Origin of the sequence: Citrobacter sp. Cf072, from assembly GCF_030334485.1 — a bacterium.
In the GTDB taxonomy this organism is placed as follows: Bacteria; Pseudomonadota; Gammaproteobacteria; order Enterobacterales; family Enterobacteriaceae; genus Citrobacter; species Citrobacter freundii.
Window position 1 is genome coordinate 123,271 of sequence record NZ_JAOWDX010000034.1, and the last position, 24,162, is coordinate 147,432.

General features: G+C 53.4%; 25 protein-coding genes and 1 riboswitch. Of the genes, 9 read left to right on the plus strand and 16 right to left on the minus strand.

Annotation, left to right across the window (positions count from 1 at the left end):
- Positions 1–75 precede the first annotated feature (75 nt).
- The 5 genes from livJ to ftsY all read right to left on the minus strand — a co-directional run bounded on the left by livJ (position 76) and on the right by ftsY (position 5,808).
- Positions 76–1,179 (minus strand): branched chain amino acid ABC transporter substrate-binding protein LivJ, encoded by a 1,104-nt coding sequence (gene livJ, locus OGX66_RS03430; RefSeq protein WP_139153507.1) that lies wholly within the window; start codon positions 1,177–1,179, stop codon positions 76–78.
- A gap of 270 nt (positions 1,180–1,449) precedes the next feature.
- On the minus strand, positions 1,450–2,304 hold the full coding sequence (gene rpoH / locus OGX66_RS03435) for an RNA polymerase sigma factor RpoH (RefSeq protein ID WP_003023425.1): 855 nt from the start codon (positions 2,302–2,304) through the stop codon (positions 1,450–1,452).
- A 255-nt stretch (positions 2,305–2,559) separates the two neighbouring features.
- Complete coding sequence (gene ftsX, locus OGX66_RS03440) at positions 2,560–3,618, minus strand: permease-like cell division protein FtsX (RefSeq protein ID WP_003837835.1); 1,059 nt, start codon at positions 3,616–3,618, stop codon at positions 2,560–2,562.
- Positions 3,611–4,279: a cell division ATP-binding protein FtsE gene (ftsE, locus tag OGX66_RS03445; RefSeq protein WP_136345934.1), complete on the minus strand. Its 669-nt coding sequence runs from the start codon at positions 4,277–4,279 to the stop codon at positions 3,611–3,613. Before ftsE ends, ftsX begins: the two co-directional genes overlap by 8 nt.
- 2 nt (positions 4,280–4,281) lie before the next feature.
- On the minus strand, positions 4,282–5,808 hold the full coding sequence (gene ftsY / locus OGX66_RS03450) for a signal recognition particle-docking protein FtsY (protein ID WP_088902989.1): 1,527 nt from the start codon (positions 5,806–5,808) through the stop codon (positions 4,282–4,284).
- A gap of 276 nt (positions 5,809–6,084) precedes the next feature.
- On the opposite strand from ftsY, the gene rsmD reads away from it, so the two are divergent.
- The gene (gene rsmD, locus OGX66_RS03455) at positions 6,085–6,681 is read left to right on the plus strand and encodes a 16S rRNA (guanine(966)-N(2))-methyltransferase (RefSeq protein WP_003837832.1); all 597 of its coding nucleotides are present in this window, start codon (positions 6,085–6,087) and stop codon (positions 6,679–6,681) included.
- Positions 6,671–6,946 carry a DUF1145 family protein gene (locus OGX66_RS03460; RefSeq protein WP_003023415.1) on the plus strand — a complete coding sequence of 92 codons (276 nt, stop codon included), beginning with the start codon at positions 6,671–6,673 and terminating at the stop codon, positions 6,944–6,946. The genes rsmD and OGX66_RS03460 overlap by 11 nt, the downstream gene beginning before the upstream one ends.
- A gap of 52 nt (positions 6,947–6,998) precedes the next feature.
- Here the strand turns inward: OGX66_RS03460 and OGX66_RS03465 are convergent, their stop codons facing one another.
- From OGX66_RS03465 to OGX66_RS03480, 4 genes are all read right to left on the minus strand, one after another.
- Positions 6,999–7,508: a DUF1240 domain-containing protein gene (locus OGX66_RS03465; protein ID WP_099975503.1), complete on the minus strand. Its 510-nt coding sequence runs from the start codon at positions 7,506–7,508 to the stop codon at positions 6,999–7,001.
- Between the two features lies 1 nt (position 7,509).
- On the minus strand, positions 7,510–8,394 hold the full coding sequence (locus OGX66_RS03470; protein ID WP_225990928.1) for a hypothetical protein: 885 nt from the start codon (positions 8,392–8,394) through the stop codon (positions 7,510–7,512).
- Between the two features lie 6 nt (positions 8,395–8,400).
- Positions 8,401–8,880: an Hcp family type VI secretion system effector gene (locus tag OGX66_RS03475; RefSeq protein ID WP_003837826.1), complete on the minus strand. Its 480-nt coding sequence runs from the start codon at positions 8,878–8,880 to the stop codon at positions 8,401–8,403.
- Positions 8,881–9,116: 236 nt separating this feature from the next.
- Positions 9,117–9,476: a DUF2500 domain-containing protein gene (locus tag OGX66_RS03480; RefSeq protein WP_003837824.1), complete on the minus strand. Its 360-nt coding sequence runs from the start codon at positions 9,474–9,476 to the stop codon at positions 9,117–9,119.
- A gap of 141 nt (positions 9,477–9,617) precedes the next feature.
- Here OGX66_RS03480 and OGX66_RS03485 point away from each other — a divergent pair, with 141 nt between their 5' ends.
- Together OGX66_RS03485 and zntA are read left to right on the plus strand one after the other, a co-directional pair.
- Positions 9,618–10,244 (plus strand): lysoplasmalogenase, encoded by a 627-nt coding sequence (locus tag OGX66_RS03485; RefSeq protein ID WP_003846172.1) that lies wholly within the window; start codon positions 9,618–9,620, stop codon positions 10,242–10,244.
- A gap of 74 nt (positions 10,245–10,318) precedes the next feature.
- Complete coding sequence (zntA, locus tag OGX66_RS03490) at positions 10,319–12,517, plus strand: Zn(II)/Cd(II)/Pb(II) translocating P-type ATPase ZntA (RefSeq protein ID WP_136345935.1); 2,199 nt, start codon at positions 10,319–10,321, stop codon at positions 12,515–12,517.
- Positions 12,518–12,610: 93 nt separating this feature from the next.
- On the opposite strand, the gene tusA is transcribed toward zntA, so the two are convergent.
- Positions 12,611–12,856 (minus strand): sulfurtransferase TusA, encoded by a 246-nt coding sequence (gene tusA / locus OGX66_RS03495; protein ID WP_003023404.1) that lies wholly within the window; start codon positions 12,854–12,856, stop codon positions 12,611–12,613.
- Between the two features lie 168 nt (positions 12,857–13,024).
- Here tusA and OGX66_RS03500 point away from each other — a divergent pair, with 168 nt between their 5' ends.
- Together OGX66_RS03500 and OGX66_RS03505 are read left to right on the plus strand one after the other, a co-directional pair.
- Positions 13,025–13,690: a 7-cyano-7-deazaguanine/7-aminomethyl-7-deazaguanine transporter gene (locus OGX66_RS03500; RefSeq protein ID WP_003023401.1), complete on the plus strand. Its 666-nt coding sequence runs from the start codon at positions 13,025–13,027 to the stop codon at positions 13,688–13,690.
- 72 nt (positions 13,691–13,762) lie between these two features.
- Positions 13,763–14,320 carry a DcrB family lipoprotein gene (locus OGX66_RS03505; protein WP_003837816.1) on the plus strand — a complete coding sequence of 186 codons (558 nt, stop codon included), beginning with the start codon at positions 13,763–13,765 and terminating at the stop codon, positions 14,318–14,320.
- A 3-nt stretch (positions 14,321–14,323) separates the two neighbouring features.
- On the opposite strand, the gene OGX66_RS03510 is transcribed toward OGX66_RS03505, so the two are convergent.
- The gene (locus OGX66_RS03510) at positions 14,324–15,541 is read right to left on the minus strand and encodes an MFS transporter (protein ID WP_103798319.1); all 1,218 of its coding nucleotides are present in this window, start codon (positions 15,539–15,541) and stop codon (positions 14,324–14,326) included.
- A 133-nt stretch (positions 15,542–15,674) separates the two neighbouring features.
- On the opposite strand from OGX66_RS03510, the gene OGX66_RS03515 reads away from it, so the two are divergent.
- The 3 genes from OGX66_RS03515 to nikR all read left to right on the plus strand — a co-directional run bounded on the left by OGX66_RS03515 (position 15,675) and on the right by nikR (position 17,816).
- The gene (locus tag OGX66_RS03515; protein ID WP_003023393.1) at positions 15,675–16,724 is read left to right on the plus strand and encodes an AI-2E family transporter; all 1,050 of its coding nucleotides are present in this window, start codon (positions 15,675–15,677) and stop codon (positions 16,722–16,724) included.
- Between the two features lie 62 nt (positions 16,725–16,786).
- Complete coding sequence (acpT, locus tag OGX66_RS03520; RefSeq protein ID WP_003023390.1) at positions 16,787–17,365, plus strand: 4'-phosphopantetheinyl transferase AcpT; 579 nt, start codon at positions 16,787–16,789, stop codon at positions 17,363–17,365.
- A gap of 49 nt (positions 17,366–17,414) precedes the next feature.
- Positions 17,415–17,816 carry a nickel-responsive transcriptional regulator NikR gene (gene nikR / locus OGX66_RS03525; RefSeq protein ID WP_003023387.1) on the plus strand — a complete coding sequence of 134 codons (402 nt, stop codon included), beginning with the start codon at positions 17,415–17,417 and terminating at the stop codon, positions 17,814–17,816.
- Between the two features lie 112 nt (positions 17,817–17,928).
- Here nikR and OGX66_RS03530 read toward each other — a convergent pair whose 3' ends face one another.
- The 5 genes from OGX66_RS03530 to OGX66_RS03550 form a co-directional block, all read right to left on the minus strand.
- On the minus strand, positions 17,929–18,288 hold the full coding sequence (locus tag OGX66_RS03530) for a type II toxin-antitoxin system HicB family antitoxin (RefSeq protein ID WP_003837808.1): 360 nt from the start codon (positions 18,286–18,288) through the stop codon (positions 17,929–17,931).
- Positions 18,285–18,560 carry a type II toxin-antitoxin system HicA family toxin gene (locus OGX66_RS03535; RefSeq protein ID WP_003837806.1) on the minus strand — a complete coding sequence of 92 codons (276 nt, stop codon included), beginning with the start codon at positions 18,558–18,560 and terminating at the stop codon, positions 18,285–18,287. The genes OGX66_RS03530 and OGX66_RS03535 overlap by 4 nt, the downstream gene beginning before the upstream one ends.
- A gap of 77 nt (positions 18,561–18,637) precedes the next feature.
- On the minus strand, positions 18,638–19,762 hold the full coding sequence (locus OGX66_RS03540; RefSeq protein WP_003837801.1) for an ABC transporter permease: 1,125 nt from the start codon (positions 19,760–19,762) through the stop codon (positions 18,638–18,640).
- A complete protein-coding gene (gene rbbA, locus OGX66_RS03545) occupies positions 19,762–22,509 on the minus strand; it encodes a ribosome-associated ATPase/putative transporter RbbA (RefSeq protein WP_003846160.1) in 2,748 nt (915 codons plus the stop codon). Before rbbA ends, OGX66_RS03540 begins: the two co-directional genes overlap by 1 nt.
- A complete protein-coding gene (locus tag OGX66_RS03550) occupies positions 22,506–23,573 on the minus strand; it encodes an HlyD family secretion protein (protein ID WP_003023381.1) in 1,068 nt (355 codons plus the stop codon). The genes rbbA and OGX66_RS03550 overlap by 4 nt, the downstream gene beginning before the upstream one ends.
- Before the next feature lie 401 nt (positions 23,574–23,974).
- A riboswitch (M-box (ykoK) riboswitch) is annotated at positions 23,975–24,158 on the plus strand.
- Positions 24,159–24,162 lie beyond the last annotated feature (4 nt).

Genomic DNA, 24,162 nt, shown 5'->3' on the forward strand with positions numbered 1-24,162 from the left:
GAAGCTTACATAAGTAAGTGACCGGGGTTGAATAACGCAGCCAACGCGTCTGCAGCGCGAAAGGCGCCAGGAAAATTATTTGGCGTCGGTCGCCGTCCCGTTTGCATGCCAGTCAAACACGCCGAATTCGAAGCCTTTCAGATCGCCCTTCGCATCCCATGACAGCGGCCCCATTACGGTTTCCACTGAGTTTGCTTTCAGGTATTTGGCAATTTCAGCCGGGTCGTCAGACTGGTTCAGACCGGCCTGCAAGGATTGCAGCGCGGCGTAGGTGGTCCATACGAATGCACCGCTCGGATCCTGTTTCTTGGCTTTGATCGCGTCCACAATCGGTTTGTTCGCCGGAACCTGATCGTAGTTTTTCGGTTTCGTTACCAGTAAGCCTTCTGCAGACTCACCCGCGATGTTAGACAGCGACACGTTCGCTACCCCTTCTGGTCCCATAAACTGGGTTTTCAGACCCGCAGCGCGTGCCTGGCGCAGAATCTGCCCCATTTCCGGGTGGTAACCACCGTAGTAAACGAAATCGATATTCTCTTTCTTCAGACGCGCCACCAGCGTAGAGAAATCTTTCTCGCCAGCGGTGATCCCATCGAAGAACACCACGTCAGCGTTGGCTTTCTTGAGGTTGTCCTGCACGGAACGCGCCAGGCCTTCACCGTACTGTTGTTTGTCGTGAACGATCGCAATGCGCTTCGGCTTCACTTTTTCAACGATATATTTGGCAGCAGTCGGGCCCTGATCAGAATCCAGACCGGTGGTACGCATCACCAGGTTATAACCGCGCGCGGTCAGCTCCGGCGCCGTTGCCGCTGGGGTAATCATCAGAATGCCTTCGTCTTCATAGATATCTGACGCAGGCTGAGTGGAAGATGAGCACAGGTGGCCGATAACATATTTAATCCCGTCGTTGACCACTTTGTTAGCTACCGCTACCGCTTGTTTCGGGTCACAGGCATCGTCATATTTCACCATGACCAGTTTGTCGCCTTTCACACCGCCTTTGGCATTGATATCTGCAATAGCCTGCTCTGCGCCAGTAAATTCCTGATCGCCATACTGCGCTACCGGACCGGACATCGCGCCGACGACAGCAACTTTAATATCCTTAGCAAACGCCATATTGCTCAAAGACAGGGCGATACATCCTGCCAATAACGCTTTACCCTTCATATTCATCCTGACAATCCCCATTATTGTGGTTATTACGTGTGTTGTGATGTTGTTGTTCAGCACTTTATTTCGATTATTGGATAGCCACCCGTGCTTTAGCAGCATACTCTGCTAAAACATACCCGATTTTTATTATTTTGGAATAGCTAAATTTGACATGCAGATAACAACTTGATGACAAAAAGCATAAACGTCAGGAGAGAGGGGGAGAGATAAAAACAAAAAACCCCGGATTTTCATCCAGGGTTTATCAGCATTTCCAGGTCGGCTGGAAGATTATGCTTCGATCGCCGCGCGCAATTTTTTCATGGCGTTCTTTTCAAGCTGACGAACACGTTCAGCGGAAACGCCGTAGCGATCGGCCAGTTCCTGCAACGTCGACTTGTTGTCTTCGTCCAGCCAACGAGCACGAATGATGTCCTGGCTACGCTCGTCCAGACCTTCCATTGCGTGGGTCAGTTTGTTCGCGGCCTGATCTTCCCAGTTATCTTCTTCAATGCCGTCGGCAAAGTTAGAAGATTTATCCTGCAGATACAGCACCGGGGCCATCGGCTGGCTGTCAGACTCATCGTCTGAAGACATGTCAAACGTCATGTCCTGCGCCGCCATACGGGATTCCATTTCGCGCACGTCTTTGCTGGAAACACCCAGCTCGCGAGCAACCATTTCAACTTCGTCCTGGTTAAACCAGCCCAGACGCTGCTTGGTTTTACGCAGGTTAAAGAACAGCTTACGCTGCGCTTTAGTGGTCGCGACTTTAACGATACGCCAGTTACGCAGAACGTATTCGTGGATCTCAGCTTTGATCCAATGCACAGCGAAGGAAACCAGGCGCACACCCACTTCCGGGTTGAAACGGCGCACGGCTTTCATCAGGCCGATATTACCTTCCTGAATCAGATCCGCCTGCGGCAGGCCATAGCCCGCATAATTACGAGCAACATGAACAACAAAGCGCAGGTGAGACAGGATCAGCGTTTTAGCTGCTTCCAGATCGCCCTGGTAATGCAGCTTTTCAGCCAGTGCCCGCTCCTCGTCAGCCGACAACATCGGCCACGCGTTCGCAGCCCGGATGTAAGATTCCAGGTTACCAACAGGGGCTAAAGCTAAATTTTGCATTTCTTTGGTCATTCAAATCCTCTCAATCTTTTCATCTGGCGCATTGGCTAAAACCAATAGCAACAACCATGCCAGAGCTTATGAGCAACGAGAATATCATTCAATCTTTTATCAGACAGTGATTTTATCCACAAGTTCCATGTCGTAATGTGTATAGATTACGCACAAAATGTGACATCACAATGAATACGCCGGGAAGAGATCACAGGGACTCTTTCCCTGCAGAGCGAACTACTCAGTGCAGGGAAAGATTATACCAGAGATTTTTTAATCGGGGGTAAAGTGGCGTAAATGTTGAACCGTGGCAAGCCAGGCTGCCACCCAGCCAATCATCGAGCACACCAGCAGCAATAACAGGCATTCATCGAATGATAAGCCATTGATATCAAACTTGGTTCCAAATACCTGTGCCACTTCAGTCACCGCTGACGACAGACGCATCACCAAAATTTCTGACAAAATCAGTGAAAGAAATGCACCGGAAAAACCGAGCAGTGCCCCGCCGTAGAGGAACGGACGCAGGATAAATCCATCCGTCGCGCCAATCAGTTTTTGCACGTTAATGGTATCGCGACGCGCAAAAATACTCAGACGCACGCTGTTACCGATGACGAGGAAGACCGCCGCTACCATCAGCACGCCAATCATCGCGGAAACGCGTCCGACAAGGCCCGTCAGCGCCGCCAGACGAGCGAACCAGCTGTCATCCATCCGCACTTCATCAATACCGTTGATTTGTGCGATGCGGTCACGCAGCGTGTTTAGCGACTCCGTACCCTGGAAGTCCAGTTTCGGGATCACCACCGCCACGGCCGGCAGCGGGTTCTCTTCCAGCATATCCAGCGCACCGCCAAATCCAGACCAGTTACGGAATTCGCCCAGCGCGTCGTCACGGGAAAGATAATTCACTTTCTCCACGCCCTGCTCGGCCTGCAACTGACCAACCACCCGCGCCGCCGCATCATCATCCAACGTTTTTTGCAGGTAAACGGTGATCTGCGGGGACGGATAATACTGACTTGCTGCATGGTTTACGTTCTTATATACCATGTAGCACACGCTTGGCAGCGTCAGGGAGATGGCAATAACCATCACCGTCAGGAACGTCGCCAGCGGCTTGCTTTTCAGGTCCTGTAACGCGCCCTGGAACGCATAACGTACCTGCTCATTAAAGACATTGGTTTTACGCGAGTTCGGCTTTGGCGCGGCCTTCGCACGCTTAGGCGCGTTGCGACCGCCATCACCCGGCGCACCGCCCGATTTACGAAAGCGATCCAGTCGGCCACCGAACTGTTTGATTTGGTTAATAGCGTCACGTCTATTCATGCGCCACGCCTCCATGCAGATGTCCATCGCTCAGAACCATTTGGCGATAGGAGCGACGGGAGATCAGGCCAATATCGTGCGTGGCCATTAATACCGTGACCCCGACGCGGTTAAACTCTTCGAACAGGCGCAGGATCCCTTCCGACAGCGCGTCATCCAGGTTCCCCGTTGGTTCATCCGCCAGCAGCACCGCTGGTTTATTCACCACCGCACGGGCAATGCCGACGCGCTGTTGTTCACCGCCAGAGAGCTGAATAGGGAAGTTTTTCGCTTTGTCCAACAGCCCGACCTTATCCAGCGCCGCTGACACGCGACGACGAATATCGTCCCCGCTGGCGCCTGCGATGATCAGTGGAATTGCCACGTTATCAAACACGGTTCTGTCCATTAGCAGGTGGTGATCCTGAAAAATCATGCCAATCTGACGACGCAGAAACGGCACTTCGCGGTTTTTCAAACGGCTGATGTCATGCCCGCTAAAGTAGATTTTCCCGGCGCTGGGCCGTTCAATTCCACAAATCAGCTTCAGCAGGGTACTTTTCCCCGCGCCGGAGTGGCCGGTCAGAAACGCCATCTCGCCAGGCTGCATATGGAAGGTCACTCCCTGCAGCGCTTGTCTCCCACCGAGATAGGCCTTGCTGACATGTTCAAAGCGAATCATTGTTAATCCTCTCGGGCAAAAAGTGCCTCTATAAAATCGTCCGCTTTAAACGGACGTAAATCCTCGATACGTTCGCCCACACCGATATAGCGGATAGGGATGCCAAACTGATCGGCAACCGAGAAGATAACCCCGCCCTTCGCCGTACCGTCCAGCTTGGTCAGGGTGATACCGGTTAAGCCCACCGCTTCATGGAACAGTTTGGCCTGGCTTATCGCATTCTGCCCGGTGCTGGCGTCGATAGTCAGCATAACTTCATGCGGCGCATCTTCGTCCAGCTTCTTCATGACGCGAACGATTTTTTTCAATTCTTCCATCAGGTGCGATTTATTCTGCAAACGCCCTGCGGTATCAGCGATCAGCACATCTACGTTACGCGCCTTCGCCGCCTGGATGGCATCAAAGATAACGGACGCGGAATCCGCACCGGTATGCTGAGCAATCACCGGGATATTATTACGCTGACCCCAGACCTGCAGCTGTTCTACCGCCGCCGCACGGAAAGTATCGCCCGCCGCCAGCATTACTGATTTACCCTGCTGCTCAAACTGACGCGCCAGCTTACCAATAGTGGTGGTTTTGCCCACACCGTTGACGCCAACCATTAAGATAACAAATGGTGTTTTGCCCTCAACATTCAGCGGTTCGTCAACCTTCGCCAGAATCTCGCCCATCTCTTCTTTCAGCAGGCCGTACAGCGCTTCCGCATCTTTAAGCTGCTTGCGGCTGGCACCTTCTGTCAGATTCGCAATGATCTTACGGGTCGTTTCTACGCCCACATCGGCGATCAGCAGTTGCTCTTCCAGCTCTTCAAACAGATCATCGTCGATCTTTTTACCACGGAACAGACTGATAAATCCGGAACCGAGGTTTTCTTTTGTTTTCAGCAGGCTGCGTTTCAGACGCGCAAAGAAACCTTCTTTGGTTGGTTTTTCCTGCTCCTGGACTACCTCTTCTTCTACCGGTTCTTCTACAGCAGGTTCTTCTACCGGCACCACCATAACCGCTTCTTCAGCAGCCTCAGCGGCCAGCGCCTGTGCTTCCAGCTCTTCGTCGGTCAGTTGCGGCTCGTTTTCAGCTTCTTCTTCAGCCGCCTCAACAATTTCCACGGTTTCCGCTTCGGCCTGCCACTCTTCGGCAGAAACGTCTTCGGTTTTCACCTCTTCCGGCAGCGGCAATTCTTCGCGTTCGATAACCACCGCCGCTGGCGTTTCCACTACAGTTTCAGCAACGGGTTCAGCAACCGGCTCAATTTCCGGCTGCGCCTGTTCGGCGACAGGTTCTTCTTCCGGCTGCGGTTTCTCAATTTCCGCAACCTGTTCAGTTACTTCAACGACTTCAGCTGCAAAGGCTTGCGTTTCCGCCTCGCTACGGGTTTCCTCGGCGCGCGGCTGTTCGTCAACGACGGTAGTTTCTTCAGCAACCGGTTGTTGTTCTTCGTTTTTTACTTCTGTCTCGTTTTCCGGTGCCTGCTCTTTTTGACCAAAGCCCAGCCAGGAAAAAAAGCCACGTTTTTTCTCTTTCGCCATTTGCGACTACACTCCCCCGCTGTTGCTTCATGGCACAGCGTCAACGCTATGTACATAGCAGCTAAAAAAATGATGAAATAGTCTATCACTTATACCCAATGAATTTCGAGTTACGTCAAGGCGGCAAGCGCACGAATCCCGATGAGCTTACTTTTAGTAAGTGATTCGGGTGAGTAAGTGCAGCCAACGAAGAGGTAACTTGAAAGGCGACGGGTTAACTTAACTCACATCACCGCCTGGAATGACATGCTATAGGCGGATTGAGCAATAATAGAAATGAAAAAACCGAATCACTCTGGTAGCGGCCAGATCCGCATTATTGGCGGGCAATGGCGTGGCCGTAAACTCCCGGTTCCGGACAGCCCCGGCCTGCGTCCGACCACCGACCGTGTGCGCGAAACGTTGTTTAACTGGCTGGCCCCGGTAATGGTCGATGCTCACTGTCTGGACTGCTTCGCCGGCAGCGGCGCGCTGGGGCTGGAAGCCCTCTCTCGCTATGCGGCAAATGCGACGCTTCTGGAGATGGATCGCGCGGTATCTCAGCAGCTACAAAAGAATCTCGCCACGCTGAAAGCCTCCCATGCCCGCGTCGTCAATACCAATACGCTGACATTTTTGGCTCAGACGGGTACGCCGCATAACGTGGTATTTGTGGATCCGCCGTTTCGCAAAGGGTTACTGGAAGAAACATTAACACTTCTGGAAACTCATGGCTGGCTGGCAAATGAAGCGTATATTTACGTTGAAAGCGAAGTAGAAAACGGTTTGCCGCCGGTTCCGGTGAACTGGTCGCTATACCGTGAGAAAGTTGCCGGACAGGTCGCCTATCGCCTGTACCAACGTGAAGCACGAGGAGAACACGATGTTGATTAACCTGGGACGCCTGCTGATGCTGTGCGTCTGGGCATTTTTACTACTGAATATTTTCCAACCCTTTCCACGCCCGCTTAACATCTTCGTTAACGTCGCACTGATATTTATGGTGCTGATGCATGGCATGCAGCTGGCGCTGCTAAAAAGCACCATGCCTAAAGATGGCCCGCAGATGACCAACGGAGAGAAAATCCGTATTTTTCTGTTCGGCGTCTTTGAGCTACTGGTGTGGCAGAAGAAGATTAAAGATCAGTTGAAGAAGTAACTGCGATCTTTTCGCCCGGCGGCACGTTGCGAGCCGGGCCTGTTAAACACCATCACGGTGGTGATACGCCGTCCAGCTGATCTTTCAGTTTTGGAATATCTCTACTGGCTCTTGTTTTCCGCAGGTGTTTCACCTGCTCGCAAATCTCTTCGGTCCGGGTGTAATAGGTGCCAGACGTCGGGCCTGGACGCTCGCATAAAACATAGTTAGTACCAAGAGGATAAAAAATAACAATAAAAGAGAGGATATTTCCAACAACAAACCCTACACCCGCAACATGGATACCGATAGTAAATACCCTGTCGAAGAATTTGGGCGGCTGCATGCTTTTCGTAAAGGTCACGTAGGCAATACATAAAGTAAAGAAAAAACCCACAGGAAACATCAGCAGCAGAGAAAATGACCCCCAGAAAAAATAAACAATGCTCCTGGATTCAATAAGATCGGTAATGTCTGGCACACTGGCGTGATAAAACCCCCAACTAATCCCACCAACAAAAAGCATAAAAAAAAACGACTTACATCTTTTCTTAATATTCTCCAGATTAATATTAAAGCTCATATCAATAAATTCCGCCGTAAAGTGAACCGCTATATCCCGAGTGTCGAGAGTTCCACTCTGCAATTTTTTGCTGCTCTTTCATCCCCTCACAAATACACGCTATAAGTTTGTCTGACAGCTCGTATTTTTCGTCCACTTCATTGAGGATATAAGCAATAAAGAAACCTAATGCAACAGCACAAACAATTTCTCCCCAAACCGGAACTGCTGCGCTCGTTACAATAAATGAAGATAAGAACAACACAGGGGTTCTCCCAGCTAATTTGGAGGCAAAAACACTCACAATCACCTTCGCCACATCCATCGTCACGTTTCCCAGCAATGCGGCAACGTCATGTTCGGATTTAAAGATCAACTCAATCAACCGCCAGCATGCGGAAAACCAGATGCAGAATTTGGCCCCTGACATTATGCCATTTCGAAACCCGGCGCTGCCAATGCCCACTTCAAGTACCTTAGGATGATTAATCCCGTAACGGGTTCCGTTAAGAATGCGTCGCAGAGAAGGGTAGCCAGTAATCTTCACATACAGTTTTCCCTGATAAGCATACTGCGTAGCTTTAATCCCAAGGCCTTTTAAGGTAAAGACAATCTTCCCGGCCTGCTGATAAGAAAAAAGCTTCGACAGGTTTTTAGTAGCAAAAACCGTATCTCTGATATTCCCGGCATAATTCGTCGAAAAACTGACGGGTTTACTGCCCAGCAAATCATCAATCACGCCCTGAGCCTCTTCAAGCGTTAGCAGCATAATGTGTTGTATATTGCTATTCAGGTTATTTTTCAGCGTTCTGATTTCGTTCTCGATACGCTGATTACGCTGCCAGTTATTTCCTCTAAGAATATCTTCACGATGATTCCCTATCCAGTCATAATAGCTTTCCATCATTGCTCCTTAAAAAATTCGCTCATCCCAAAGGCTGTATGCGCTGGTTCCAGCAATAAGATGTTCCCAGGAAATAGATTCGTAAGATAGTTCAATGATTTCTTCTGGCTGACCCGCACTGTCATCGATGGTATGAGGCACCTGCAAATGGATGCTGGATATTCTGGCATTGATAAGTTTTAGCACGTAATAACACTCGTTTAAACCCGCCGGACTCGTGCGATAGAAGCTAAATTCACAGCTCAATATTTCATTGTCTGTTATGGCTTTTCCTAACAAAGGCGAGGATTTATCTACCGGCTTAATAAATGTCAAACATTGATGGTTCACATTTTGCACCCGGCTCATGCCATGGTTAACTGTCATTACCATTATCTGGTCACGATGGGCAGGTTGTGATTTATTTCCGATTGAACTTACCGAAGCACATCCAGCAGAAATCAAACCCTGCGCCTGCCCATTTAAGGCCAGCCACATTGTATTCGCCATATAAATTCCTTAGTTTATTTTTAAAAATATTTATATATACGATGAAGTTGAAATAGCAGAATAGTGAAAGGCGGGTGGAAAAATAGTGATACAATCGATGTTTTTAGGTAAGCGATAAATATGTAACCTACAAAATAATTATCGAGAAATTAATAAAAAATATACTTCAGAAGCATTATATATTTAATTTAAATTTATTGTCGGCGCTGACGCGATAAACACAGCGCCGATCGGCATTATTGCACCGGCGTAAACCCCTCAAAACGCGAACCTTTGTAACTTAGCGTGCCTTTATCCCCGACCGTTAGCGCATGGTACTGCTGAGCATCCAGACGAAACGTCTGCTCCAGGCCGCCGTTTTGTGGCTTAAAGCTGGCTTCATAGCGCATGCTGGTTCCCGCCGGGCTCACTTCCTGTTGACGGGATCGTCGATCGTTAAGCGGTTTTTCCCGTTTGTTACTCACCACCACCTGCTTTTGCACCAGCGGCGCCGCATCATTATCGGCTTTTTCACGCCGCTGCTGAACAAAGCGAAACGACGCGGCGACAACAATTAAGATAATGATAACAATGAAAAAAAGTGGTGGTTTGCTCATAGTATTAACCCATCAGAAAATGCGGAAATAAGCATACATTGCCCGTTATGGTGTTGTCATCTGGCAGTGTCGACCTCTACACTGGACAGTAGAGCCGTAAGCACCCCGCTTACGAAAAAATAACGAATTCAAGGAACTAAGATGCTTTGGTCGTTTATCGCTGTCTGCCTTTCCGCATGGTTGTTCGTGGATGCTTCCTATCGTGGGCCCGCCTGGCAACGCTGGGTCTTTAAACCCCTGACGTTACTCCTGCTGGCGCTGCTGGCCTGGCAGGCGCCAATGTTTAACGCTATCAGCTATCTGGTGCTGGCTGGTCTGCTGGCCTCGCTGCTGGGCGATGCGCTGACGTTATTGCCGCGCCAACGCCTGCTGTACGCCGTGGGGGCATTCTTCCTGTCGCATCTGCTGTATACCATTTACTTCGCCAGCCAAATGACGCTGTCGTTCTTCTGGCCTTTGCCGTTGGTGCTGGCGGTACTGGGGGCGTTGCTGATCGCCGTGATCTGGACGCGTCTGGAAGAGTTGCGCATTGCTATTTGTACCTTTATTGGCATCACGCTGATGATGGTCTGGATGGCTGGCGAACTGTGGTTCTTCCGCCCGACCGCTCCGGCGCTGTCGGCATTTATGGGCGCATCGCTCCTGTTCATTGGCAATATTGTTTGGCTGGGTAGCCATTACCGTCGTCGCTTTCGCGCCGATAACGCCATTGCCGCCGCCTGCTACTTCGCCGGACATTTCCTGATTGTTCGTTCGTTGTATCTTTAAAATGCTTGACTCTGGAGTCGACTCCAGAGTGTATCCTCCGGTTAATACGAAATGATTATCAACCGGAGGATGCCATGTCGACACCTGATACCAATGGCAAAAAGGCCCCACAATTTTCTTCTTTCAAGCCAGCGCCTGCGCCACAAAAGGCGGATGACTGCTGCTGCGAAGGAAGCTGCTCCACTACACCGCCCGTATCCGATACCGTACTAGGTACCCGCTATTCCTGGAAAGTGGCGGGCATGGACTGTGCAGCCTGCGCCCGCAAAGTAGAGAATGCGGTCCGCCAGGTCAGCGGCGTCAACCAGGTCCAGGTTCTGTTCGCCACTGAAAAACTGGTGGTCGATGCCGGTTCCGATATCCGCCAGCAAGTTGAAAACGCGGTGCAAAAAGCAGGTTATACCCTGCGCGATGAGCACGCGACGGACGCCGCCCGCGAGTCACGTTTTAAAGAAAACCTACCGCTGATTTCGCTGATTATCATGATGGCGATTAGCTGGGGGCTGGAGCAGTTCAATCATCCCTTCGGTCAGATAGCGTTTATCGCCACCACGCTGGTCGGTCTGTATCCCATTGCCCGTCAGGCCCTGCGTCTGATGAAAACCGGCAGCTACTTTGCCATTGAAACATTGATGAGCGTGGCCGCCATCGGCGCACTGTTTATCGGCGCGACGGCGGAAGCCGCCATGGTGCTGCTGCTGTTTTTAATTGGCGAACGCCTGGAAGGATGGGCCGCCAGCCGGGCCCGTAAAGGGGTCAGCGCACTGATGGCGCTCAAACCGGAAACCGCCACGCGCCTGCGTAACGGCGAGCGCGAAGAGGTGGCTATCAATACCCTCCGGTCTGGCGATGTTATTGAAGTTGCCGCGGGTGGGCGTTTACCTGCCGACGGCAAACTGGTTTCCGGGTTTGCCAGCTTTGATGAAAGCGCCCTGACCGGCGAATCGATCCCGGTTGAACGGGCCACCGGCGAGAAAGTCCCGGCAGGTGCCACCAGCGTGGACCGTCTGGTTACACTGGAAGTGCTCTCCGAACCGGGCGCCAGCGCCATTGATCGTATTCTGAAGCTGATTGAAGAAGCGGAAGAACGTCGCGCCCCCATTGAGCGCTTTATTGACCGTTTCAGTCGAATTTACACTCCAGCCATTATGGCGGTTGCGCTGCTGGTCACCCTCGTACCGCCGCTGCTGTTTGCCGCATCCTGGCAGGAGTGGATTTATAAAGGACTGACGCTGCTGTTGATTGGCTGTCCTTGCGCACTGGTGATTTCAACCCCCGCAGCCATTACCTCTGGTCTTGCCGCCGCGGCGCGTCGTGGGGCGTTAATCAAAGGTGGGGCCGCGCTGGAACAGTTGGGTAGAGTCACGCAGGTGGCGTTTGATAAAACCGGCACTCTGACCGTGGGTAAACCGCGCGTCACTGCGATTCACCCGGCGAGTGGTATTGGCGAAGCTGAACTGCTGGCGCTGGCGGCAGCGGTAGAGCAAGGTGCGACACACCCGCTGGCACAAGCGATTGTCCGGGAAGCACAAACACGCGAACTGACTATTCCTATCGCAAGAGAGCAACGGGCTCTGGTTGGCTCTGGAATTGAAGCGCTGGTCAACGGCGAACGCGTGCTGATTTGCGCCGCCGGTAAGCAGCCTGCTGATGCCTTTGCCGGGCAGATAAGCGAGCTGGAAAGCGCGGGCCAAACGGTGGTGCTGGTGCTGCGTAACGATACTGTACTCGGCGTGCTGGCCCTACAGGACACGCTGCGCGACGACGCTCGCAGCGCTATCGCCGAGCTTGATCAGATTGGCGTGAAAGGCGTGATCCTGACCGGTGATAACCCGCGTGCGGCGGCCGCCATTGCCAGTGAACTGGGTCTCGAATTTAAAGCAGGACTCTTGCCGGAAGATAAGGTGCAGGCCGTTACCCATCTCAACCGACAATCGCCGCTGGCGATGGTTGGCGACGGTATCAACGACGCTCCGGCAATGAAAGCGGCTACCATCGGCATTGCGATGGGAAGCGGGACCGACGTCGCGCTGGAAACCGCCGATGCCGCCCTGACCCACAACCGCCTGCGCGGTCTGGTGCAAATGATTCAATTGGCGCGGGCCACCCATGCCAATATTCGCCAGAACATTGCGATTGCGCTGGGCCTGAAGGGGATTTTCCTCGTCACCACGCTGCTCGGGATAACCGGATTGTGGCTGGCAGTGCTGGCCGATACGGGGGCAACGGTACTGGTGACCGCTAACGCGCTGCGGTTGTTACGTAAAGGATAGTTTTTTGCCGGATGACGGCGTGGCCTTATCCAGCCTACGGGTTACACGTTCTTTGTAGGCCGGATAAGCGTTAGCGCCATCCGGCAAACAAAACTAGTGACCTTTACGCAGCAGATAGCGGTACGGCAGCGAGTCGGTCTCTTTGGCCACCAGCTCATGCTCCATAAAGGTACAGAAGCCAGGAATATCGCGGGTTGTTGCCGGATCGTCGGCGACAATCAGCAGTGTTTCACCGGCCTGCATGCCACGTACGGTTTTACGCACCATCATCACCGGTTCCGGGCAGCGCAGTCCCTGGGCATCAAGAGTATGGTCGGGGGAAGTAAACAGGTCGCTCATCGTCGTCTCATTCATACAAAAACGGCGTTATTTTACGCTCTGTTGTGGCGTAAGCCAATCAGGTTAACGATTGCGTGAAAAACAACCATTGCAATGTGCTCTTAAAGCAGTATCATGCGACGGTTTTTTATTGGGTTCCCTCACCCCATCCAACAAAAAGGTCACAATATGACTCCGTTTACACAAACTCAGCGCCTAAAAGCGTTGTTCTGGCTATCGCTATTTCATCTGCTGGTGATCACCTCCAGCAACTATCTGGTGCAGCTTCCAATCTCCATTTTTGGTTTCCATACCACATGGGGCGCGTTTAGCTTTCCGTTTATTTTCCTCGCGACCGACCTGACCGTGCGTATTTTTGGCGCGCCGCTGGCTCGACGTATCATCTTTGCGGTGATGATCCCCGCGTTGCTGATCTCCTATGTCGTTTCGTCCCTGTTTTATATGGGATCGTGGCAGGGATTTGGCGCACTGCTGCACTTTAACCTGTTTGTTGCCCGTATCGCCGCCGCCAGCTTTATGGCTTACGCGCTGGGACAAATTCTGGATGTGCATGTCTTTAACCGCCTGCGCCAGAACCGTCGTTGGTGGCTGGCACCGACAGCGTCCACGCTATTTGGCAATATCAGCGATACGTTGGCCTTCTTCTTTATCGCTTTCTGGCGTAGCCCGGATGCCTTCATGGCCGAGCACTGGATGGAAATCGCGCTGGTCGATTACTGTTTCAAGGTGCTGATCAGCATTATTTTCTTCCTGCCAATGTACGGCGTGCTGCTGAATATGTTGCTGAAAAGGCTGGCAGATAAATCCGAAATCGCTGCATTGCAGACGAGTTAAAGGTTCATTTTCCGAGTTGTGATAAGATGGACGAATGAGCCGTTATGGCCGTTTATCGAAAGGAAGAAGTCAATGCGCAATCTGGTTAAATATGTCGGTATTGGCCTGCTGGTTATGGGGCTTGCAGCCTGTGATAATAGCGATACAAAAGCGCCAGCCGAGGGTGCTGCCGCAGAAAGTAGCGCCAGCGGACAACCGGTCAGCCTGCTGGACGGCAAACTCAGTTTTTCCCTGCCAGCGGATATGACCGATCAGAGCGGCAAGCTGGGCACCCAGGCGAACAATATGCACGTCTATTCTGACGCAACCGGCCAGAAAGCGGTGATTGTGATTGTTGGCGACAACACCAACGAAGACCTGGCCGTGCTGGCAAAACGTCTGGAAGATCAGCAGCGTAGCCGCGACCCACAGTTGCAGGTCGTCACCAATAAATCTATTGAGCTGAAAGGCCACACGCTGCAGCAGTTAGACAGCATCATCTCAGCCAAAGGCCAGACCGCTTACTCTTCCGTAGTGCTGGGTAAAGTGGACAATCAACTGCTGACCCTGCAAATCACGCTGCCTGCTGACGATCAGCAAAAAGCGCAGACTACCGCAGAAAACATCATTAACACGCTGGTTATCCAGTAACGGTTAAGACGATGACGCGGCCTCCGGTGACACCACCTGAGGCCGTTTTTTTAGCCGCCAGGTCAGCAATAGCGCCACCGCCACCAGCCCAGCTGCCGCCAGATAGATAACCGGCACGCCCGCCCACGTCATTATCAACCCAGCCAGCGGCCCGGTAACCCCCAGCGATAAATCCATAAACACCGTGTAGGTCGCCAGCGCAGCGCCCTGATTTTGCTGCGGGACGGCTTTTACCGCGACCACGCCCAGCGCCGGGAAAACCAGTGAGAACCCAGCCCCAGCCAGCAGAACGCCGATTTTCGCCATCCACGGCATGGAAGCCATCCCGACCAGCAGCAGCCCGACAATCTCGACGCTAAAGCAGATCATTGCCACATTCAGCCCGCCTAAACGGTTGATACCATTTGGGAACAACAGTCGAGTGCCGACAAATGTGCAGCTAAAAAGCGTCAGCGCGAAAGCTGCGCCGTCCCAGCCTTTGGCATCATAAAACAGGGTAATAAACGTGGCGATCACCCCAAATCCAGCGGAGGCCAGGGCCAGCGCCATACCGTACAACCAGACGCGCCCGAGCACCGCGCGAAACGGCAACGGTTTGCCTTTGCTGGCCTTCACCGCAGGACGAGGGAGCGCCAGCAGTATCGCCACCAGCGCCACGCCCATCACGGTCAGCGCCAGCCCCTGTAAGCCCCCCCAGGCATAAAACAGAACGCCCAGCGGCGCGCCTATCGCCATCGCGCCATAGGTCACGATGCCATTCCAGGAAATCACCCGTCCGATGTGCATTGAGCCAACTACCCCCACGCCCCACAGCGTAGAGCCAGTTCCGGCAAAGCTTTGCCCGATCCCGAGAATCACCCGCCCCAGACACAGCAGCAGCAGACTAGCCAACGGACAGCCGTTCGTTGATCCCGCCAGCAAATAGCCCAGACCACTTAAAAAACAGCCGCACAGTCCGAATACCACAATTTTCTTTGGCCCCAGCAGGTCGGCATAGCGACCTGCATGCGGACGGCTCAGCAGCGTAGCGAAATATTGCAGGCTGATAACCAGCCCAGCCCAGAAGGCGCTGAACCCCATCACATCATGGACATAGCCCGGCAAGACCGCGAGCGGCAGGCCGATGGTCAGATAGCTGGCGAAGTTGAACATCACCACAGAGACAATGCGCAGGTTAAGGCGTAAACCGCTCAGCGTCGGTTCAGCGACGGGTTCGGGCATGGAGGGTCACCACGTTTTCACAACAGTGTTTCATTTCTACCATGTTGCCGCGCAGAAATCAGCAGTCAGTTTAGGAATCTCAGCCGCAAGCCAGCCGCTACACTTAATGCAAAAACGCAAACAGGAAGAAAATATGACAACCGCTCAGCCCGATAAAACGGGTTTGCACATTTTACTCAAACTGGCTGCTTTGGTGGTGATCCTCGCCGGTATTCATGCCGCGGCGGATATCATTGTGCAACTGCTGCTGGCCCTCTTTTTTGCCATTGTATTGAATCCGCTGGTCGCCTGGTTTATTCGCCGGGGAGTACGTCGCCCGGTTGCCATTACGCTCGTAGTGGTGGTGATGCTGTTCGTCCTCACGGCACTTATCGGCGTCCTCGCGTCTTCGATTACGGAATTCATGGCCATGCTACCCAAATATAACAAGGAGCTGACACGTAAGGTCCTGCATCTGCAAGAGATGGTTCCCTTTTTAAATCTGCATATGTCCCCGGAGCGCATGCTACAACGCATGGACTCCGACAAAATAATGACCTTCACCACCACGCTGATGACAAGTCTTTCCGGCGCCATGGCCAGCGTCGTTCTGCTGGTGATGACGGTCGTCTTTATGCTGTTTGAGGTACGTCATGTTCCTTATAAGCTGCGCTTTTCGCTGAACAACCCACAAATCCATATTGCGGGGCTGCATCGGGCGCTCAAGGGCGTATCTCACTATCTGGCACTGAAAACGTTGCTCAGCTTATGGACCGGTGCCATCATCTGGCTGGGTCTGGCACTGATGGGGATTCAGTTTGCTCTGATGTGGGGCGTGCTGGCCTTCCTGCTAAACTACGTGCCCAACATTGGCTCGGTCATTTCCGCCGTCCCGCCCATGATCCAGGCGCTGCTGTTCAACGGCATTTACGAATGCGTACTGGTTGGTGCGCTGTTCCTGGTGGTGCATATGGTTATTGGCAATATCCTCGAACCCCGCATGATGGGGCATCGGCTGGGATTATCGACGCTTATCGTCTTCCTCTCTTTGCTGGTATGGGGATGGCTGCTCGGCCCGGTAGGCATGCTGCTCTCCGTGCCGCTAACCAGCGTGTGTAAAATCTGGATGGAAACGACCACAGGCGGCAGCAAACTGGCAATTTTGCTTGGACCCGGCAGGCCCAAAAGTCGATTACCGGGATAAACTTGCAAACAGCATGTGAAGAGTGGTACACAACCCCATTATTACTAAAGGTTAGTCCTGATATGTACCGGATCGTTCTTGGGAAAGTTTCTGTTTTAAGCGCTGGCGAACTGCCTGCCGCGATGAAAGAGCAAGCGCCGCAAGGTGTTCGCCGTGCGCGCTGGCTGGCAGGTCGCGTGCTGCTTTCCCATGCCCTTTCGCCATTACCGAACATCATCTATGGCGAGCAAGGAAAACCGGCCTTTTCCGCCGACACGCCGCTGTGGTTCAATCTCAGCCACAGCGGCGATGACATCGTCCTGCTGCTCAGCGACGAAGGGGAAGTCGGCTGCGATATTGAAGTTATTCGCCCGCGCGATAACTGGCAAACGCTGGCAAATACGGTATTCAGTCTTGGGGAACACGCTGAAGTTGAAGCCGAACACCCGGAGCAACAGCTGGCGGCGTTCTGGCGCATCTGGACGCGTAAAGAAGCTATCGTGAAACAGCGCGGCGGCAGTGCCTGGCAAATCGTCAGCGTCGACAGTACCGCCCTGACCTCCTCACTCTCCGTCAGCCAGTGCCAGATCGATACCCTGAGCCTGGCGGTTTGCACCCCCACGCCATTTACCCTGACCGCCGACGCCGTACACAGGCTGTAATGTTTTCATTCCCGTGCGCCGCCGCGCAATATCGTAAGGTTGAAATCTGATGCAACGTATCACCATCACACTTGATGACGATTTATTAGAAACGCTCGACGGCCTGAGTCAGCGCCGTGGCTACAACAACCGTTCCGAAGCGATCCGCGATATTCTGCGCGGCGCACTGGCGCAGGAAACCACTCAGGAGCACGGCACTCAGGGCTTCGCGGTGCTCTCGTATGTTTATGAGCATGAGAAGCGTGACCTGGCGAGCCGCATTGTTTCTACCCAACACCACCACCACGATTTATCGGTCGCCACGCTGCACGTGCACATCAACCATGACGACTGCCTGGAAATCGCCGTACTAAAAGGCGACATGGGCGATGTACAGCATTTTGCCGATGACGTGATCTCCCAGCGCGGCGTGCGCCACGGTCATTTGCAGTGCCTGCCGAAAGAAGAGTAATTGCCTGTTTCGTTGCCGGATGGCGGCTACGCATTATCCGGCCTACTCCGTTACCGTTTGTAGGCCAGGCAAGCGAAGCCCCCCTGGCAATAATGAGCAAACCAACTAGCAACTATGCCTGTTTGAGACTTTTGCTGAGCGTTTCGATGATCCATGTATTAACTGATACCTGTTCTTCCGCTGCCGCAAAACTTAAACGTTCTCCGAAAGACTCTGGATAGCGCAGAGTAAACGTCTTCAGCTTTTCCGGGTTTGCGTAAGGTTCTATCCCTGCGGCAGAGCAATCATCAAGATACTCTCGTAAGGAGATCTCCCCCTCTTTTTGCAGCCCCTGAATGCTGTCAGAGACAAAATCACAATAGCCTGACAATCCCAGGAACTTACCGCGAAACGCATTAAGCTCAGGGACATAATTAATCACCGCAGGTTGACCGGCGATTTCCATTGAGTTTGGCGTTTTGGGTTTGATCATGGTTTTACCCCTATACTTGTTAACCAGTCACGTACGTTTTCGACCGCGCCTTTATCTGTATCCGGAGAAGGATGTGGTCTATGAAAACTCGCAATGCTCTTATTTAAAAGAAATTTACATCGCGAGCCTCGTCCTTCTTTGATTTCGCCACCTAACGCCTTGATCAGTGACTCAATTTCCGACCACTTGATTCCCTGCGGCGTCGGTGCTTTAAAAAGCTGATCCAGCGTGTTCTTTTGCTTTTTGCGTAAAGACAACACTTTTTCCTTCATCGCATGTCCTTATGACTTCATCCTTTGAAGTCATATTATAACAGCATACAATGCAGTCAAGATATGAAGCCAACCAATTACGCCATCGTGCCAATCGTCTTTCTAAAGCGCAGCAGCGCTATCAGGAAGAACGCGCTGCCAATCGCCAACAGCGTCAGGAACTGCGGCCAGACGATGCCAAACCCAGCGCCGCGGTAAAGTATCGCCTGAGCGAGGCTGACAAAATGGGTAGTTGGCATAGTCAGCATTATGTCCTGCACCGCCTGCGGCATGCTTTCACGCGGTGTAGAACCACCAGAGAGCATCTGTAGCGGCAGCAGTACCAGAATCATCAGTAACCCCAGTTGCGGCATAGAGCGCGCCAGCGTGCCCATAAAAATTCCGATCGAGGTGGTGGCGAACAGGCTCAGCGCCACGCCCAGCATAAACAGTGGTATCGAACCTTCAATGGGTACGCCGAGCACGCCTTTTACCATCAGCATCAGCGATAAACCGGAAACCACCAGCACCACCAGACCCATCGACCAGATTTTTGCCATCATGATCTCAAACGGCGTCACCGGCATAACCAGCAGATGTTCTATTGTCCCGTGCTCGCGCTCGCGGATCAGCGCCGACCCGGTAAGCACGATCGCCAGCATGGTGATGTTGTTGATAATCGCCATCACCGCGCCAAAGCGGGCAGGTTCCAGATTAGGGTTAAAGCGCATACGCATTTCCAACGCCACCGGCGGCTCATTGTTGTCACGGTAACGCGCCACAAAGCTGTTCACCTCGCCGCTGATGATATTCTGGATATAGCTGTTGCCGGTAAAGGCCTGGCTCATCCGCGTGGCATCGACGTTAACCTGTATATCCGGCTGCCGACCGGCCAACACATCACGCTGAAAATCAGGTGGAATGTTCACGGCGAAGGTGTAGCGCCCGGCGTCCAGTCCGGCATCCATCTCATCAGCGGTGATCATCTCCGGCGGTAAAAACCACGGGCGATAAAAGCTGTTCACAATCCGGTTCGACAACTGCGACTGGTCCATATCGGCAATAGCAATCGGAGCCAAATGCAGCGAACCCGGCAGGACGGTCGCGGAAGAATAAACCGAAATCGTGAAGGCAAAGACGATCAGCGTCAGCATCGCTTTGTCACCCAGCAGGCTGCGCAACTCTTTGATACCGAGGTTATAAATATTGCGTAATCGGCGCATCACCCCTCCTGTTTTTTCAGCAGTAATACGCTCAGACCAATCACCACCGGAATGGCTACCGCCAGCGGAATAAACAGCTGCCAGAGATCGGTCAGATCCAACGCTTTAGAAAACGTCCCACGCGCGATGGTCAGAAAATGGCTGGTCGGGTAAATTTCACCAATCCAGCGTCCAGGCCCTTCGAGCGAGGCGACCGGATCGATCATCCCGGAAAACTGCGTCGCCGGGATCAGCGTAATAATCGCCGTACCAAAAATGGCCGCGATCTGGCTTTTCATAAACGTGGAAATTAACAGACCCAGCCCGGTGGCAATGGTGACGTACAACAGCGCGGCCAGCGTCAGGGTTAAAAAACTCCCCTTATGCGGGACGTCGAACACAAAAACTGACAGCGCACACAGCAGCAGGAAGTTCAGCATGCCCAGCACGATGTACGGCAACTGTTTGCCGAGTAAAAACTCGCTGCGAGTCGTGGGCGTAACGTACAGGTTGATAATCGACCCCAGCTCTTTCTCACGCACTACGCTGAGGGCGCTGAGCATCGAGGGGATCATCATCAGCAGCAGCGGGATCACCGCCGGAACAATCGCCGGCAGACTCTTTACATCCGGGTTGTAACGATAGCGAGTTTCAATGGTCATCAGCCCGTTTTGCCCACTGGAATTGGGTTGCCGCGCCATCACGTCCTGCAGCCAGGTCTGGTGCATCGCCTGTACGTAGCCTCTGACCGTTTCAGCACGGCTCGGCATTGCGCCATCGACCCAGACGCCAATCTTCACCGGCGTGCCACGCGCGATATCGCGGCCAAAGTTTGGCGGGATCTCTATTGCTACCGCCACTTCGCCCGAACGCATCCGTTTGTCCAGCTCGTCATAACTGGTGAGCGGCGGCTGTTCGATAAAATAGCGCGATCCCGCCAGATTCAGCGTCCACGCCTGGCTGCTGACGGTCTGGTCACGATCGAGCACCGAAAAACGCAGATTTTCCACATCCATGCTGATGCCGTAGCCCATGATCAGCATCAGGATCACTGTGCCCATCAGCGCCAGCGTTGAACGTACCGGATCGCGTCGTAGTTCCAGCGCTTCACGGCGGCTGTAGCTGAACAACCGCCGCAGGCTAAAGCCCTGCCGCGGCGGCTGACTATTTTCATGCGCTATCGGAACATTGGCTGGCGGTAACTGAGCTTCCGGTGCCGGGCCTGCCGCTTCCTGTAACCAGGAGATAAACGCCTCTTCCAGACTGGCAGCGCCACGCTGTTTCACCAGTTCCTGCGGCGTGCCGCTGGCCAGCACTTTTCCGGCGTGCATCAGCGACATCCGGTCGCAGCGCTCCGCTTCGTTCATAAAGTGGGTGGAGATAAAAATGGTCACTTTGTCCTGCCGCGACAGATCGACCATCAGTTGCCAGAACATGTCCCTCGCCACCGGATCGACCCCGGAGGTCGGCTCATCAAGAATGAGCATTTCCGGGCGATGGATCACCGCCACCGCCAGCGACAGGCGTTGACGGATCCCCAACGGCAGCGCGCCGGGCAACGCGTCTTCGACATCGGTCAGCGAAAAACGCTCGCTCATCTCTTGTACACGCCCGGGGATTTCCGCTTCGGGGATATGGAACAGCCGCGCGTGTAGTTCGAGGTTTTGCCGGACGGTCAGCTCGCTGTAGAGCGAAAACGCCTGCGACATATAGCCCACCCGGCGGCGGGTATCGATATTCTTCGGGTCAACCGCTTGCCCAAACAACCAGGCCTCACCTTCGCTTGCGGGTAGCAGACCGGTGAGCATCTTCATGGTGGTGGATTTACCGCAGCCGTTGGAGCCGAGAAAACCGAAGATTTCCCCGCGCGGAATACGAAAGTTAACGTGGTCAACGGCGACAAACTTACCGAAGCGCATAGTCAGGTCTTTCGCCTCAATGGCAATCTCTTCCTGCTCAGCGTGATACGGCGGGATCACCACCGGCTTATGTGCCTGGCGCTGGGCTTCAGGTAGCAGCGCGATAAACGCCTGCTCCAGCGTGTTGCTGTTGGTTTGTTCGCGTAGCTGCTGGGCGCTCCCGGTGGCTAACACCTCCCCGGCGTTCATCGCTACCAGCCAGTCAAAGCGCTCGGCTTCTTCCATGTAAGCGGTCGCAACCAGCACGCTCATGTTGGTCTGCCGCTGGCGAATGCTGTTAATTAGATCCCAGAACTGGGCGCGGGACAGCGGATCGACCCCGGTGGTGGGTTCATCGAGAATTAACAGTTCCGGGTCGTGGATTAACGCGCAGCACAGCCCCAGTTTTTGCTTCATCCCGCCCGAGAGTTTCCCGGCGGGACGGTCGCGAAACGGTGCCAGGCCGGTGCTGTTCAGCAGCTCGGTAATCCGCGCTTCGCGTTCCGCTTTATCATGACCAAACAGCCGGGCAAAGAAATCGACGTTCTCATACACCGACAGCGTATGGTACAGGTTTTTCCCTAACCCCTGCGGCATCCAGGCAATGCGCGGGCAGACATCCCGTCGATGTTTTGGGTCGCGCATATCGCCGCCCAACACCATCACGTTGCCGTGTTCAATGACCCTCGCGCCGGAGATGAGCGACAGCAGGCTCGATTTTCCGACGCCATCCGGGCCAATAAGCCCCACCATACAGCGGGCAGGGATATCCAGCGTGATGTTGTTCAGCGCGACCGTTTTCCCGTAATGCTGACTCACGCCGTCAAGGTGCGCCACGGGAGGAACGGGAACCAGCGCCAGATGCGTCATTGCGGCAACCTCACCACCAGGTCGTCAGGCCAGGGGCGATTTTCATCAACACGCACCCACGCCATGCCCGGCAGACCGGTTTTCACGTACTCCAGATGCTGCTGCAACAGCTCTGGCGGGATACGCGCTTTAACGCGGAACATCAGCTTCAGCCGTTCATCACTGGTTTCGACCGTTTTCGGTGTGAACTGCGCAACACTAGCCACAAAGCTAATGGTCGCCGGAATACGCAGATCCGGCGCGGCATCCAGCACCAGGCGAGCTTCACCGCCAATCTTCAATAAACCTGCCTGTTCGGTAGGTAAGAAGAACGTCATGTAGACATCGCTGAGATCGACCATATTCAGTACGCGACCGCCCGCGGAAAGCACCTCGCCCGGTTCGGCGACACGGTACTGCACGCGACCATCGCGCGGGGCTTTCAGCTCGCTGTCATCAATATCAGCGGCTATGCGACGTTCGGTGGCCTGCGCGGCTTCTACGCGGGTTTGCGCCTGAATGATGCTGGTACGAGCGGCTTCAATTGCGGCTTTTGCCGCAGAGACCTGCGCCTTTGCGGATTCCAGTGCCGCGCGAGCGCTTTCAGCCGCAGCCCTGTCGTCATCCAGTTGTTGCTCGGATACAGCCCCACGCAGGGATAGCGAACGGGAGCGAACGTGACGTTTAGAGACCGACTGCAGTTCCGCCTCGCGCTGTTTTACCACCGACTGCGCGGCGCGCATTTCACTTTGCCGCTGTTCCAGCAGCGCTCGTGCCGCCGCCACCGCGCTTTCGGCTTCTTTGATTTGTGCGACAGCTTCCAGTCGCTGCTCCTGCAGCACGCGGGTATCCATTTTCGCCAGTACCTCGCCCTGACGAACGAACTGTCCTTCCGATACGAGGATCGTATCGATACGCCCGGCAATTTTGGTGGCAATATCCACTTCGGTAGCTTCTATTCTGCCGTTGCTGGCCGCGAAACCTTCCGGAATCCCCGCAGGACGCAACATCCACCATGCTATTGCAGCAACCACCACCACAATACCCGCGCCCCACCACACCAGATGACGCTTAATCTTTTCCATATCCGACCCGCCGTAATCCCTGTTATCAAACGATGCGTGTCACAAAGCCCACTAAACAGCTATTCAGCGGGAGATTCCATCCGGGATGAGAAGGAATGAGAAATAATGGCCAGAGTGTGGGCAGGCGTTATAGCAACACACACCGCGAAGGAAGTGAGTGACGAAAATGCTGCGAAATCGGGTACTAATGTTGTCATCATCAGCGTTCCTGGCCGGAAATGAAACACGCATACTCATAACTGCTGTCTATTGAATACTAACACCTGGATTCAATATGTCTATTCGGTTGTCGTTTCCAGTTCAGCCCTGGCACAAGAAATATTTCGTATATCAACGATTGATAAACAATCGCAACTATAAACATAATCAATGATTAGGCATCCCTATAATAGCGGCTCATTTACCGATCTCGTTATGGCGAGGCTCCTGTACAAATACAAGTTACCGCCCTGCTGGTATCGAGAGAGACCACTCAGGGAAATACAGGCATCCATCGAATCAAGGTGTTGCCAAGGTAACTTCTGACGATTTCACCATCGGACAGATACGTTGTTCAGTGCTAAAACCAGGACGTAGGGATCTGCCTGTG